This is a genomic window from Flavobacterium bernardetii, assembly GCF_011305415.1.
GTDB classification, from domain to species: Bacteria; Bacteroidota; Bacteroidia; order Flavobacteriales; family Flavobacteriaceae; genus Flavobacterium; species Flavobacterium bernardetii.
In genome coordinates, this window is record NZ_JAANOQ010000008.1 from 26855 (window position 1) to 41909 (window position 15055).

Annotated in this window: 10 protein-coding genes; 8 read left to right on the forward strand and 2 right to left on the reverse strand. The window is 32.7% G+C overall.

Translation table 11 applies throughout. The features are described from left to right. The first annotated feature begins 193 nt into the window (after positions 1–193). The 7 genes from topA (at position 194) to G6N05_RS13305 (ending at position 9789) form a co-directional block, all read left to right on the forward strand. Positions 194–2695, forward strand: a complete 2502-nt coding sequence (gene topA, locus G6N05_RS13275) for a type I DNA topoisomerase (protein WP_166130427.1) — start codon at positions 194–196, stop codon at positions 2693–2695. 23 nt (positions 2696–2718) lie between these two features. Next, complete coding sequence (locus tag G6N05_RS13280) at positions 2719–3861, forward strand: formimidoylglutamase (RefSeq protein WP_166130431.1); 1143 nt, start codon at positions 2719–2721, stop codon at positions 3859–3861. A gap of 135 nt (positions 3862–3996) precedes the next feature. Then, positions 3997–5388 (forward strand): T9SS ring complex lipoprotein PorK/GldK, encoded by a 1392-nt coding sequence (gene porK, locus G6N05_RS13285; protein WP_166130435.1) that lies wholly within the window; start codon positions 3997–3999, stop codon positions 5386–5388. 58 nt (positions 5389–5446) lie between these two features. Continuing rightward, a complete protein-coding gene (gene porL, locus G6N05_RS13290; RefSeq protein ID WP_166130439.1) occupies positions 5447–6082 on the forward strand; it encodes a type IX secretion system motor protein PorL/GldL in 636 nt (211 codons plus the stop codon). Positions 6083–6136: 54 nt separating this feature from the next. Next, positions 6137–7663 (forward strand): type IX secretion system motor protein PorM/GldM, encoded by a 1527-nt coding sequence (gene porM, locus G6N05_RS13295; RefSeq protein WP_166130443.1) that lies wholly within the window; start codon positions 6137–6139, stop codon positions 7661–7663. Positions 7664–7682: 19 nt separating this feature from the next. After that, on the forward strand, positions 7683–8579 hold the full coding sequence (porN, locus tag G6N05_RS13300) for a type IX secretion system ring subunit PorN/GldN (RefSeq protein ID WP_166130448.1): 897 nt from the start codon (positions 7683–7685) through the stop codon (positions 8577–8579). A gap of 154 nt (positions 8580–8733) precedes the next feature. Next, the gene (locus G6N05_RS13305) at positions 8734–9789 is read left to right on the forward strand and encodes an NAD(P)/FAD-dependent oxidoreductase (protein ID WP_166130769.1); all 1056 of its coding nucleotides are present in this window, start codon (positions 8734–8736) and stop codon (positions 9787–9789) included. On the opposite strand, the gene G6N05_RS13310 is transcribed toward G6N05_RS13305, so the two are convergent. After that, positions 9778–10170 carry a DUF983 domain-containing protein gene (locus G6N05_RS13310; RefSeq protein ID WP_166130452.1) on the reverse strand — a complete coding sequence of 131 codons (393 nt, stop codon included), beginning with the start codon at positions 10168–10170 and terminating at the stop codon, positions 9778–9780. The genes G6N05_RS13305 and G6N05_RS13310 overlap by 12 nt on opposite strands. A 64-nt stretch (positions 10171–10234) precedes the next feature. Between G6N05_RS13310 and G6N05_RS13315 the strand changes: the two genes are divergently transcribed. Further along, positions 10235–12145 carry an ABC-F family ATP-binding cassette domain-containing protein gene (locus G6N05_RS13315; protein ID WP_166130455.1) on the forward strand — a complete coding sequence of 637 codons (1911 nt, stop codon included), beginning with the start codon at positions 10235–10237 and terminating at the stop codon, positions 12143–12145. Positions 12146–12860: 715 nt separating this feature from the next. On the opposite strand, the gene G6N05_RS13320 is transcribed toward G6N05_RS13315, so the two are convergent. Next, entirely contained in the window at positions 12861–15008 is a 2148-nt protein-coding gene (locus G6N05_RS13320) for a S46 family peptidase (RefSeq protein WP_166130460.1), read from the reverse strand. Positions 15009–15055 lie beyond the last annotated feature (47 nt).

Here is a 15055-nt window from a genome sequence, read left to right on the forward strand (position 1 = left end):
AAAACTATTCTTTCGAAAATTCAGTCAGCAAAGATAGTACTAAATTTTACTATCTGCCAAATTGTCAGCATCAGTTTAACAAAATATTTTAAAATTTCTTCGCGTATACAAAAAACTAAAAAAATCAAAAAAACTACACCTATATATATTAATCAAAAAAAAAATATACTTTTGCCAAATCAAATAAATGAAAATGGCGAAGAATTTAGTTATCGTGGAGTCACCTGCAAAGGCAAAAACCATAGAAAAATTTTTAGGAACAGATTTCCAAGTGGAATCGAGTTACGGACATATTGCAGATTTACCTTCAAAGGAAATTGGTGTAGATGTGAACGATAACTTCAAACCTAAATATGAGGTTTCTCCGGATAAAAAAGCACTAGTAAAAAAATTAAAAGACTTATCAAAGAAAGCCGACATGGTTTGGTTAGCTTCCGATGAGGACCGAGAGGGAGAAGCAATTTCTTGGCATTTAGCTGAAGAATTAAAATTAGATCCAGCCAAAACAAAGCGTATTGTTTTTCACGAAATTACAAAAACTGCCATTTTAAAAGCGATTGAAAATCCGAGAGATATTAATTACAACTTAGTAAACGCACAACAAGCTCGTAGAGTTTTAGACCGTTTAGTAGGTTACGAATTATCACCAGTTCTTTGGAAAAAAGTAAAAGGTGGACTATCTGCTGGTCGTGTACAATCGGTTTCAGTGCGATTAATTGTGGAACGTGAAAGAGAAATTCAGAATTTTAAAGCGGTTGCGAGTTATTCCATCAGTGCTGAATTTACAAACGAAGCTGGAAAAACGGTTAAAGCAAAACTGAGCAAAAATTTCAATACGAAAGAAGAAGCGAAAGCCTTTTTAGAAAAAAACATAAAAGCCGATTTTAAAGTTGCCGATTTAGAAACGAAACCAACTAAAAAATCACCAACAGCACCCTTTACGACTTCTACTTTACAACAAGAAGCCGCTCGTAAATTGTATTTACCTGTTGGAATTACGATGCAAATTGCACAACGTTTATACGAAGCCGGTTTAATTACGTATATGAGAACCGACAGTGTAAACCTTTCTCAAGATGCAATGGCAGCTGCAGAAGCAGAAATCACATCATACTACGGAAAAGAATACAGTAAACCAAGAAATTACAATACCAAATCGAAAGGTGCGCAAGAAGCTCACGAGGCTATTCGTCCTACAGACATGAGTCGCCATACAGTTGATATCGATAGAGATCAAGCACGTTTATACGATTTAATTTGGAAACGTACTTTAGCTTCGCAAATGAGTGATGCAGAATTAGAACGTACCAATGTTAAAATTGCTGCAAATACACATAATGAATATTTTTCTGCAACGGGTGAAGTTATCAAGTTTGACGGTTTCTTAAAAGTATACTTAGAAGGTAATGACGACGATGAAGAAGAACAAGAAGGCATGTTACCTGCTTTAAAAGTAAACGAAAAATTAAATAATAAATTTATTGCTGCAACGGAACGTTTTACCAGACCAGCAAGTAGATATACTGAAGCTTCTCTAGTAAAAAAATTAGAAGAATTAGGAATTGGTCGTCCTTCAACGTACGCGCCAACTATTTCTACTATTATCAATAGAAACTATGTTGAAAAAGGTAGTTTTGAAGGAGCAGAAAGAAAATACGAACAATTGACTTTAATTGCTAACGAAATCAAATCGCAAACTTTAAAAGAAAATTCTGGTTCGGATAAAGGAAAATTAGTTCCAACAGATATTGGAGGAATTGTGACCGATTTCTTAGTCAAAAACTTCGAAACGATTTTAGATTATAATTTCACAGCAAAAGTGGAACAAGATTTCGATGAAATTGCTGCTGGAAATGAAGATTGGCATAAAATGATGAGTACGTTTTATAACCACTTTCACCCAATTGTAACAAAAGTAGAAACGACTGCAGAACGTGAATCTGGTGAACGTATTTTAGGAACCGACCCAAAATCTGGAAAACCAGTTTCAGTACGTTTAGGAAAATATGGTGCAATGGCTCAAATTGGTGCTATTGACGATGAAGTAAAACAATTTGCAAGTTTAAGAGCGGAACAAAATTTAAGTACTATTACTTTAGAAGAAGTTTTAAATTTATTTTTATTACCAAAATCTTTAGGGAATTACGAAGGAGAAGAAATTGAAGTGAATAACGGACGTTTTGGACCTTATGTGAAGTTTGGTACTCAATTTATTTCTTTAGCGAAAGGTGAAGAACCACTAGACGTTACTATGGAAAGAGCTATTGAGTTAATCGATGAAAAAACGAAAGCAGATGCTCCAATTGCCACATATGACAATTTACCAGTTCAAAAAGGAGTGGGTCGTTTTGGACCTTTCTTAAAATGGAATGGCATTTTCATCAATGTAAATAAAAAATACAATTTCGATAATTTATCTCAAGCAGATATTAACGAATTAATTGAAGACAAGCAACAAAAAGATATCGACAAAGTACTTCATAATTGGACGGATGAAGGCATCAAAGTTGAAAAAGCACGTTGGGGAAGATCTGTAATTACAAAAGGTAAAATTAAAATTGAATTAAGTAAAGATATTGATGCTACCAAATTAACTTTGGAAGAAGTTAAAGAAATGATCGAAAAGAAAGCTCCAGCTAAAAAAACAGCAGCAAAAAAAGCTCCAGCAAAGAAAACTGTAGCTAAAAAGAAATAACATTTTAAAAGCAAGAAAAAATTATGATATTCGAATATTTACAACCTGTATCGGAAGAAATTCAGAAATTTACAGAAAGTTTATCTAATCAAACATTAGGTAAAAAGGTTGTGATGCATACTGAAACCGATTATCCAAATTTAGAAAATATATCTATTGCAATTATTTGCGTTAATGAAAATAGAGGTGCTGATTTATATAATGAAGATTATAATTTCGACAACTTTAGAAAAACCCTATACAGCTTATTTCCAGGAAACTGGAGTAAAGGAATTGCGGATTTAGGAGATGCATTAGTTGGAAATGAAACAAGTGACACCTATTTTGTGTTAAAAATCATTTGCGCAGAATTAATTAAACAAAAAATTATACCTTTGGTGATTGGTGGGTCACAAGATTTAACTTATGCGATGTATCGTTCATTTGATAATTTAGATCAAATGGTTAATTTAGTTGCCATCGATAATAAGTTCGATTTTGCAAAAGAAGAAAAACTGCAATCTGATTCCTATTTATCAAGAATTATAGTCGAAGAACCAAATAATCTATATAATTTTAGCAGTGTTGGTTATCAAACCTATTACACTTCTCAAGAAGAGATAGATTTAATTGAAAAACTATATTTTGACACATACAGATTAGGCGAAATAATTAAAAGTCCAGCTATTGTTGAACCCATTTTTAGAGATGCTGATATTATCAGTTTAGATCTAAAATCAGTAAAATCATCAGACTCTGGAAATACAACTGAATTTTATCCAAACGGATTTGACGGAAGAGAAATTTGCGCATTAGCAAGATACGCTGGAATTAGCGATAAAGTAAGCGCATTTGGTGTTTTTAATCAGTTTTTTGCAAAAAATGAAAACGAGCTAATTGCTCAAATTGTTTGGTATTTCATTGAAGGATACCACTTAAGAAGTTACGAATACCCATTTGAAGAAAAAACAAACTATAACAGATATATTGTTTTAGCAGAGGACGAAGAGTTGATTTTTTACAAAAGCAACCGATCAGAAAGATGGTGGATGGAAATAAATTATAATACTATATACAATAAAAGTGTTAAAAAAACGTTATTACCTTGCACAAACGACGATTATATAGCAGCATGCAATGCGGAAATTCCAGAAAGATGGTGGAAAGCGCATAAAAAAAGTTATTAAAACATCGTTAAAAGTGCAATAATAATCGATAAAAAGCATTTTTTTTAGTTTTTTTTAAGATAGCTATTGTATATGTCAAAATAAATAGATAGGTTTGAACCCTAAAATAAAATAAAATTTTATAACCCAATTAATATGAAAAAGTTTTTAGTATTATCGGCAGCATTAGCTTTATTTACAAGCTGTGGAAAAGGCGATAAAGGTGAACTGGTAGGAGTTAAAGGCAAGAAGTGGTTTTCTGAAAAGCCATTTGGTATGTCACTTATACCTGGAGGTGCATTTATAATGGGTAAGTCAGATGATGACGTTGCCAATATTCAAGACGCTCCAACTAAGACTGTTACTGTTCGTTCATTTTATATGGATGAAACTGAAATTACTAATAGTGAATACCGTCAATTCGTAGAATGGGTGAAAGATTCTACTATCAGAACAAGACTTGCTATCCAAGCTGAAGAATCTGGTGCAAAACCAGCTGAAGGTGGTAAAGGCGGTAAAAACGCTGGAAGTATTGGTGATTTTGCTTTCGCAGACACTGATCCAGAAAAAATGACGGCATATGATAAATATATGTACGAAAACTATTATAGTGTTGGAACTGATGCAGATCCTTACGCTAATAGAAAAACAAACAAAAAAGTAAAATTAATTACAGAAACTGCAAAATATCCAGATGCGGATTATGTTGAAGTAATGGATTCTATGTATTTACCTGAATCAGAATCGTTTAATGGGTTAAAAACGATTGATGTAAGTAAATTAAAATTCAAATACAATCAAGTAGATTTAAATAAAGCTGTAAAGAAAAAAGGTCGTAAAAACTTCTATGAAGATGCACCACCTTTAGAAATTTATCCTGATACAACTGCTTGGATTAAAGATTTCGCATATTCTTACAACGAACCAATGCACAATGATTATTTTTGGCACCAAGCATATGGAGAATATCCAGTAGTTGGAGTTTCTTGGAAACAAGCTAAAGCATTTTGTGCTTGGAGAACAATGTACAAAAACTCTCATGTTAAAAAACAAAAAGGTAGAGATCAAGTAAACTCTTTCCGTTTACCAACTGAAGCAGAATGGGAATATGCTGCAAGAGGTGGAATTGAATCAGGAACTTACCCTTGGGGAGGTCCTTACGCTAAAAACGACAGAGGATGTTTCTTAGCTAACTTCAAACCAAACAGAGGAGATTATGCAGCAGACGGTGCTTTATACACAGTTGAAGCTAAATCTTACGAGCCAAATGATTTCAATTTATACAACATGGCTGGTAACGTTTCTGAGTGGACAGAAACTGCTTATGACGCTGGAGCTTATGAATTCGTTTCAAGTATGAATCCAAACGTTGCAGATCCAAAAAACCAAAGAAAAGTTGTTCGTGGTGGATCTTGGAAAGATGTTGCATTCTTCCTACAAGTTTCAACTCGTGATTTCGAATATGCAGATTCTGCAAGAAGTTATATCGGTTTCAGAACTGTACAAGATTACATGGGAACTGATGCAACAGGAAATAAACCAAAATAATATTAAACAAGAATTAACTTAACTAATTAATTATACTTAACTAACTAAAATTTAAATTATGGCACTTTTAAGCAAAAAAGCAATGAATTTCCTTTACGGAATGGGAGCAGCAGTAGTAATCGTTGGAGCATTATTCAAAATTCAACACTGGCCTGGAGCAGGACCTATGTTAATTGTTGGATTATTAACTGAAGCAATAATTTTTGCATTATCAGCATTTGAAACTCCTGAAAAAGACTTAGATTGGTCATTAGTTTATCCAGAATTAGCAGGAGAAGATGCTAAACCAAAATCATTGAAAAAAGAAAATCCAGCTGAAGCTCAAGGATTATTATCTCAAAAATTAGACAACTTATTAAAAGACGCTAAAATTGATGGTGAATTAATGGCAAGCTTAGGAAATAGCATTAAAAACTTCGAAGGTGCTGCTAAAGGTATCGCTCCTACAGTTGATGCAATGGCTTCACAAAAGAAATATGCAGAAGAAATGGTTAAAGCATCTAGTTCATTAGAAGCATTAAACAATTTATATACTGCACAAGTTGACGCTGCTCAGAAAAATGCTGATGCAAACTCTCAAATTGCTGAAAATGCAGAAAAATTAAAACAACAAATGCAATCAATGACTTCTAACATATCTTCATTAAATGCTGTTTATGGTGGAATGTTATCTGCAATGCAAAACAAAGGATAATTAGTTTTATCAAATAAATTACAATTTAATTAACTAAACTAATTATTACACAAAATGGCAGGAGGAAAATTAACCCCTAGACAGAAGATGGTAAACCTAATGTACTTGGTTTTCATCGCAATGTTGGCATTAAACATGTCAAAAGAAGTATTATCAGCATTCGGAAACTTTAACGATAAATTTTCAGAATCTAATAAATTGACAGATGAAGCAAATGGAAATTTATTATCAGCATTAAATACCAAAGCTAGTGATGAGCCAGCTAAATATGCAGAATCAGCAAAAAAAGCTGCGGAAGTAGCTAAAATTTCTAAACAATTTGTAACATTTATTGAAAGTGTTAAAGGTGAAGTTACTGCAGGTTATGAAGTTGATGAAAATGGTAAATTACCATTTGAAGCAATGGATAAATCAAGTATTGATGAAAAATGGTTTTTAGGAGATGGGTATAGCCCAAGAGGAAAAGAAATTGTTTCAAGTATTGATAAATACGTTGCTGATATTAAAAAGGTATTAGGATCTGATGTAAAATACATTCCTTTTATCAAAGAAATTGAAAAGAAATTTTCAACGGCTGATATTAAAAACAGAGAAGGTGTAAGTGTAAAATTCTTAGATTATAAAACTAAAGGTTTTCCAGATGTATCTACTTTAACATTTTTAACAGCTTTACAAAATGATGCTAAAAATACTGAAGCTGGAGCTTACAATTTATTCTTAGGAAATGCATTAAAAACTGCAGCTTCTATGAAAAACTTCCAAGCGATTGTTGTTTTAGATAAAAATGCATATTTCCAAGGTGAGCAAGTAACTGGTAAAGTGGTTTTAGGTCGTTATGACGCAAACACTCAACCAACTTCTTTCAAAGGTCCTGGAAAAATCCAAAACGGACAAGCTGTTATATCTATGACTGCTGGTGGTATTGGAGAACAAACAATCTCTGGACAATTTGGTTTCTTAGAAGATGGAAAAGAAATTCCATTAAAATTCGAAGGTACTTACGTTGTTGTTCCTCGTCCAAACTCTGCAACTATTTCTGCAGACAAAATGAACGTGGTTTACAGAGGTGTAAACAACCCAATGACAATATCTTTTGCAGGAGTTTCTAACGATAAAGTAAGAGCAAATGCAGCTGGAATGACTGGAACAAACGGTAAATACGTTTTAAGACCAGGAGCTGGAAGTACAGTAATGATTAATGTAAGTGCAACATTACCTGATGGTAAAGTGGTTTCTGACAAAAAAGAATTCCGTATTAAAGGTTTACCTGCTCCAACTGGAAAAGTTAGAGGAATGGTTGCTGCAAGTGGACCAGCTTCAAACTTAGAAGTTGTTTCAATTTCAGCTGAAATGGAAGATTTTGATTTCCCTGTAACAGCAAACGTAACTCAGTTTAACGTTAAAGTTCCTGGACAACCAACAATTGTAGTTCAAGGAAACAGAATGGACGGAAGAGCTAAAGCTGCAATTAAAAAAGCAGGAAGAGGTGATGTTGTAATCATTTCTGAAATTAAAGCTACTTTCGTTGGAATTGACCAAAGACCAAAATCTATTTCGCCTTGTACTTACGAAATAAAATAATTTAAATAAAAATAAAAAAATGAATTGGAGAAATTTTTTATTAGTAGCAGTATTTAGTGTAAGCACGTTTTCGTTCGCTCAATCTAACTTACTAAACGCAAAAACACCTGCTGAAATCGGTAAAAAAACGGAAGCAGAATTAAATGCAGATAATGACAAACCATTACCTTACGGTTACGTAGGTGATAGAGATATCCTAATGGGTAAAACAGTTTGGGAAATTATTGATGTAAATCAAAGAGTTAATTTTCCTATGTATTATCCAATTGAAGGAGATTTAGGTCCAGATAGAAAACCTTTATATGATGTATTGACTCAAGCAATGAGAGACAAAAAAATCACTGAAGTATACGATTCTGGATACTTTACAGCTAAAAAAACTTTAGATGATATTGAAAAATCATTAGTATTTACAGATACTACTGACCAAGGTATTGAAGAATTAAATGCTGGTGCAACAAAAGTTTCAGAAGAATACATTGTAAAAACTGAAATCAAAGCTATTGATGTTCAGGGATACAAAATCAAAGGGTTTTGGTATTTTGACAAACGTCAAGGTGAATTAAAATACAGATTAATGGGAATTTGTCCATTAGTTCCAGATGTTTACACAATGAACTCTGAAGCTGGTAAAAACGAACCACCAATTGAATTATTCTGGGTTTATTTCCCAGCAGCTAGAGAAGTTTTACATGGAGCAAATGCTTTCAATGAAAAAAACTCAGCGATGCCATTCTCTTTTGACCATATTTTAAATGCTCGTCGTTTTGGGGCAGTAATTTACTTAGAGGAAAATGTATACGGAGACAGATTAATTAAAGATTACATGAAGGAAAATTCTCAAATGCAATTATTAGAATCTGAAAGAGTAAAAGAAAAAATACGTAATTTCGAATTAGATATGTGGAATTACTAATTAAAATATTTCTCCAATCATAATACAAAAACTCTTACTTCGGTAAGAGTTTTTTTTTGTTTAATTACTTTGTCATTGCAAGCACGAAGCAATTTCATAATAGCAAATGAAACCAAAAAATTTATGTAAATTTGCATTTCTATCATACAAAATAATGGAAGTCGATTATCTTATTATTGGTTCTGGTTTAGCCGGAATTTCTTTTGCAGAAACCTGTTTATTGAACCATAAAACAATTATGGTAATCAATGACAACTCACAAAACTCCACAACCATTGCTGGTGGATTATACAATCCTGTAGTTTTAAAAAGATTTACAAAAATTTGGGAAGCGGAAGCACAACTTGAAATCTCTATTCCTTTTTATAAAAATTTAGAAGAAAAATTAAACGAAAAATTTCTATTTGAAATTCCACTTTTAAGAAAACTGAATTCAATAGAAGAACAAAACAATTGGTTTACAGCTTCAGACAAACCTACCCTATCTAATTACCTAAACATCAATTTAGAAACTTTAGAAAATGAATTTGTATCAAATAACTACAAATTCGGAAAAGTAAATCATACTGGCTTTTTAGATACCAAAAAATTGAAAGAAACATATACTACATTTTTAATTTCGGAAAAAAGTTATTTACAAGAAACATTTGATTATTCTAAATTAGTTGCTGAAGAAAATCACATTCATTATAAAAACATCAAAGCCAAACAAATTGTTTTTGCAGAAGGTTTCGGTATACATAGCAATCCCTATTTCAATAATTTGCCATTAGATGGAACAAAGGGGGAACTTTTTATTATCAAAGCGGAGAACTTAGATTTAAACGAAATCATTAATTCAAGCATTTGGATTTTACCTATCGGAAATGATTTGTATAAAGTTGGTGCGACTTATAATTGGGAAGACAAAACCACAACTAAAACCGAAGCAGGTAAAAAAGAATTACTTTCCAATTTAAAAGAATTAATTTCTTGCGAATTTGAAATTATTGAACATTTAGCAGGAATCAGACCAACTGTAAAAGATAGACGACCACTTTTAGGTAGACACTTTGCAGAAAAAAACATCTATATTTTAAATGGAATGGGAACAAGAGGCGTACTTTTCGCACCTTATTTATCAGATAAATTATATCAGTATATAGAAAACAATATGGAATTAGACAACGAAATTTCAATCAATAGAATTTATAAAAAGTTATTTAGATAATTTTGATTTCCAATTCTTATCAAAATCAATAAAAATATTAATCCAAATATTTCTAGATACACGCATCATAATTGGCATCATAACCAATAAAGTAATGACAATTGCAATAAAAGAAGTCTTTAATGACGATTCAAAAAACAAATAAGAAACTACAAAAGCGGCAACTGAAAAAGCAACTCCTAAACCATAACTAACATACATTGCACCATAAAAAAAAGAAGGTTCAATACTATAAACTAATCCACATTGCGTGCATTTTTCGTGCATAGCATAAACTTTGTTTAAATTAAATGGATTTCCATCAAAATACATACTTTCCTCGTGACATTTTGGACAACAACCAGTTATCATCGCATAAATTTTAGAACCTTTACCAAACATTTCAATAATTTTAATGCAAAGGTAAGATAAGAGTAGTACTTTTGCAGACTATTAGAAAAAAAACATGCTGAATATACATAATCTTTCTGTTTCCTTTGGTGGAACGTATTTATTTGAAGAAGTAACCTTTAGAATGGGCGCTGGCGACAGAGTCGGTTTAGTTGGAAAAAATGGTGCGGGAAAATCGACCATGCTTAAAATTTTGGCTGGCGATTTCAAACCTGATTCTGGGCAAATTGCAACTGAAAAAGAAGTTCGTATTGGGTTTTTACGCCAAGATATTGATTTTGAAGCTGGGAGAACGGTTTTAGAAGAAGCCTACCAAGCGTTCAAGGAAATCAAACTTTACGAAGCGAAGATTGAAGAAATCAATCATCAATTGGTGACTAGAACGGATTATGAAAGTGAAGCGTATTCAGAATTAATTCAGCAATTAAGTGATTACCAGCACCAATATGAAATTCATGGTGGTTATAATTATGTCGGTGATACTGAAAAAATATTATTAGGTTTAGGTTTTAAACGTGAAGTTTTTAACGATCAAACAGAAACGTTTTCTGGTGGATGGCGTATGCGTATTGAATTAGCAAAACTGTTACTTCAAGCGAATGACATCTTACTTTTAGATGAGCCAACCAATCACTTGGATATTGAAAGTATCATTTGGTTAGAAAGTTTTTTACGAAATTATCCTGGTGTTGTGGTTATAGTATCGCACGATAAAATGTTTTTAGATAATGTAACGAATCGTACGATTGAAATTTCCTTAGGAAAAGCCTATGATTTCAACAAACCGTATTCTCAATATTTAGAATTACGTCATGAAATTCGTGAAAAACAATTGGCGACTCAGAAAAACCAAGCTAAGAAAATTGAAGAAACAGAAAAATTAATTGAGAAATTCCGTGCCAAAGCTTCTAAAGCATCGATGGCGCAATCTTTAATTAAAAAATTAGATAAAGTAGAACGAATTGAAGTTGATGAAGACGATAATTCGGTGATGAATATTTCGTTCCCCGTTTCAAAAGTTCCGGGAAGAGTGGTGATTGAAGCCGAACATGTAACAAAAGCATACGGCGACAAAACCATTTTAAAAGACATTTCTCTTTTAGTGGAACGTGGTAGTAAAATTGCGTTTGTAGGTCAAAATGGTCAAGGAAAATCGACTTTTATTAAAGCGATTGTGAACGAATTTGAATATGAAGGTGAAATAAAATTAGGTCATAATGTCCAAGTCGGATATTTTGCCCAAAATCAGGCGGAATACTTAGATGGTGAAATTACTTTGCTTCAAACTATGGAAGAAGCGGCAACGGATACCAATCGTGCGAAAGTTCGAGATATGTTAGGTTCGTTTTTGTTCCGTGGTGATGATGTAGAGAAAAAAGTAAAAGTACTTTCTGGAGGTGAGCGTAATCGTTTGGCTTTATGCAAGTTATTGTTGCAACCTATCAACGTTTTGGTGATGGATGAGCCAACGAATCACTTAGATATTAAATCGAAAAATGTATTAAAAGCCGCTCTTCAAAAATATGAAGGCACACTCCTACTCGTTTCTCACGATAGAGATTTTTTACAAGATATGTCGAATTTAGTATACGAATTCAAAGACCAAAAAATCAAAGAATATTTAGGTGATATCAATTATTTCTTAGAACAACGCAACTTGGAAAACATGCGTGAAGTAGAGAAAAAAGATATTGAGAAAAAAGAAGTTTCGGCTTCCAACAACTCTAAAGCTTCTTATGAAGATCAGAAGAAAAATAAATCTTTATTAAATAGATTATCTAAAATTGAAAGTCAAATTAAGCAATTAGAAATCGACATTCAAAATGACGATAAAGAATTAGCATCTAATTACGATAAACATGTGGAAAACGCTTCGTTTTTCACCGCTTACAACAAGAAAAAAGCAGAATTAGACAAGTTATTATCGGATTGGGAAATTGTTCAGGAAGAAATAGATAATTTGTAGAGAGAATAGATTTACGATTTTGAATTTACGAATTACGTTCTTTCTATAAAAACACATTAAAACTCCTAACTTGTTATCAGGTTGGGAGTTTTTTGTTTGAACTATGTTTGTTTCGATTAAGCCAAAGGTTACTTCGATTGAGCCAAGGCTTACTTCGATTGCGCCAAAGGTTATTTCGATTGAGCCAAAGCTTACTTCGATTGAACCAAAGCTTACTTCGATTGCGCCAAAGGTTATTTCGATTTGGGATTTACGAATTGTGATTTGGGATTATGAAAATCCTCCTTAGATCGGAATGACAAAGTTTGTAGGGATTGGATGGAGATTAAGGCTTGTGTGAGATGCTTTCAGCATGAAAAGATTGTGGTAAAGCATTATGGATGTAGATTATGAGATTCCTCCTTAGATTGGAATGACAAAGTTTGTAGGGATTGGATGGAGATTAAGGCTTGTGTGAGATGCTTTCAGCATGAAAAGATTGTGGTTAAGTTTAGATTTGTTTTGAAAACTGGATTTGCGTTAGTGATGGGAACGGCATCCTTTTTGTTTTTTGCTTTAATAAAAAAAGCAATAAAATAAAAAGATATAGTGGACAGCACGACCTGAAAGGGAACGCCCAACCCTTCGACAAGCTCAGGATGACAATTAAAACTATAGAAAACAAAAAAAGTCCCGATTGCTCGAGACTCTTTTACTATTTATAAAACATTATGAATTACTTCACTAAAGTCATTTCATCAACAATGTGTTTTGCACCAGAGAAATTTTCAATAACCCAAAGTACATAACGGATATCTACGTTAATTGTTCTTTGTAAGTTTCTATCGAAAATAACATCACCAGCCATGGCTTCAATGTTTCCATCAAAAGCTAAACCGATTAATTCTCCTTTTCCGTTTAATACTGGAGAACCAGAATTCCCACCTGTAATGTCATTATCTGTTAAGAAATTTACGTGTAAAGAACCGTCTTTATCTGCATAACGACCAAATTCTTTTTTAGCGTTCATATCTAAAAGACGCGTTGGTAAATCAAATTCTAAATCCCCTTTTTTGTATTTTTTTACTTGTCCTGCTAAAGTTGTGTAGTTGTTAATTGATGCATCATTTCTTTTATCAGCTGGTAAAGAACGAACTTTTCCGTAAGTTAAACGTAATGTTGAATTCGCATCTGGATATAAAGTAGTACCAATTTTAGATTCTCTTAAACCTTCTACCAATAAACGGAAAGAAGCTCCGAAATCGTTTTGAGCTTTCATTAACTCATCACTTCTTTTACCAATATGAGCTGTTAAATCATTTGATAAAACATATAAAGGATCATTTGTTAACATCGCTTCACTTGGTAAATCTAAGAACGCTTTAATTCTGTCTACAGAAGTAAAAATACTTAAATCGAAAGCTGCGTTTACATATTTTGTAAAATCGCCATTGTTTTCTTTAGCTAATTTTTCAACCATTGGTGCTAAAGTATAACCCGCTTTTTTAGAATACAATCCTAATTGAGCTGCTAAGATATCTTTTTCAGCAGGGATATGTAATTCTTTGAACATATCAGTGGCAGTTTCTAAAATACCTGGAGCCAATTCTGCACGTTTTGCAGCATCAGCTTTTGCATAGAAATCTAATTGTTTTCCTAAAGTTCTGCTTACAGTTCCGAAAGCAGACGTTCTGAATAATTGTTGTAAATAGTTATCATGACGAGATTTTTCATTCGTCATTCCATAAAATTTATTAATTGTAGCTACAACATTTCCATATTTTGCTTTGTTAGCTGGTTGGTTCGCCCATTTGTTAAATTTAGCTTCTTGAGCAGCTTTAGATTTAGCTGTACCAAATTTTGTTAACGCATCAATCATACCTTGACGGTTTTTCCAGTAGTTAGCAACTCCTGCAAATTTTGAAGCATAAATTAAGTTTAAAGCATCAGATTGAACCATGTATTTTTTCATGTTGTCCATTCCTGTTTTAGAACCTTCAACCCAAGCTGGATAAGCAAATTTTACGTTTTGCTCAATTCCACCTGCTGGCATCCAACGGTTTGTACGACCTGGATAACCTAAAATCATAGCGAAATCATTTTCTTTTACTCCACCTAAATTAACTGGTAAGTGGTGTTTTGGTTTTAAAGGAACATTGTTCGCTGAATAGTCTGCTGGATTACCATTCGCATCTGCATAAATTCTGAACATAGAGAAATCTGCAGTATGACGTGGCCATTCCCAGTTGTCTGTATCTCCACCAAATTTTCCTAAACTTTCTGGAGGAGTTCCAACTAAACGTACATCTTTATAATCTTGGTAAACGAAATAGTAATATTCATTCCCTTGGAAAAATGGACGAACAGAAACGGTATATTTTCCACCTTCGTTATTTTCTTTTTCGATTTTTGCAATTTCTTGATTGATTGCTTTTTCTCTGTCTGCTTCACTCATACTTGGGTTCACAACAGATAAAATTCTTTTTGAACAATCGTCCATACGAACGAAGAAACGTACAAATAAACTAGAAGGTTTTAATTCTTCTTTTTTATTTGCTGCCCAGTAACCATCTTTTAAATAGTTTTTTTCAGCAGAAGATAATTCAGCAATAGCATCATAACCACAGTGGTGATTTGTTAATACTAATCCGTCTTTAGAAATTAATTCGGCAGTACAACCTCCGTTAAATTGCACGATAGCATCTTTTAAACTGTGATTGTTAATACTGTAAATTTCTTGTGGTGTTAATTGTAACCCCATTTTTTGCATATCGCGGTGGTTTAGTCTTTCAATAAACATTAAAAACCACATTCCTTCGTCAGCCTTTACACTAAATGGGATTAGCATAAATGCAGCCACTAAGGATACAATAAATTTTTTCATAATTAGTTAAGTTTAAATTTTGAAACCTGCATTTACAGATTTCGTAA

Bases quoted from the DNA above. Each gene is read 5' to 3' on its own strand.
- topA (WP_166130427.1), top strand. From the start codon at position 194: ATGGCGAAGAATTTAGTTATCGTGGAGTCACCTGCAAAGGCAAAAACC.
- G6N05_RS13280 (WP_166130431.1), top strand. From the start codon at position 2,719: ATGATATTCGAATATTTACAACCTGTATCGGAAGAAATTCAGAAATTT.
- porK (WP_166130435.1), top strand. From the start codon at position 3,997: ATGAAAAAGTTTTTAGTATTATCGGCAGCATTAGCTTTATTTACAAGC.
- porL (WP_166130439.1), top strand. From the start codon at position 5,447: ATGGCACTTTTAAGCAAAAAAGCAATGAATTTCCTTTACGGAATGGGA.
- porM (WP_166130443.1), top strand. From the start codon at position 6,137: ATGGCAGGAGGAAAATTAACCCCTAGACAGAAGATGGTAAACCTAATG.
- porN (WP_166130448.1), top strand. From the start codon at position 7,683: ATGAATTGGAGAAATTTTTTATTAGTAGCAGTATTTAGTGTAAGCACG.
- G6N05_RS13305 (WP_166130769.1), top strand. From the start codon at position 8,734: ATGGAAGTCGATTATCTTATTATTGGTTCTGGTTTAGCCGGAATTTCT.
- G6N05_RS13310 (WP_166130452.1), bottom strand. From the start codon at position 10,170: ATGTTTGGTAAAGGTTCTAAAATTTATGCGATGATAACTGGTTGTTGT.
- G6N05_RS13315 (WP_166130455.1), top strand. From the start codon at position 10,235: ATGCTGAATATACATAATCTTTCTGTTTCCTTTGGTGGAACGTATTTA.
- G6N05_RS13320 (WP_166130460.1), bottom strand. From the start codon at position 15,008: ATGAAAAAATTTATTGTATCCTTAGTGGCTGCATTTATGCTAATCCCA.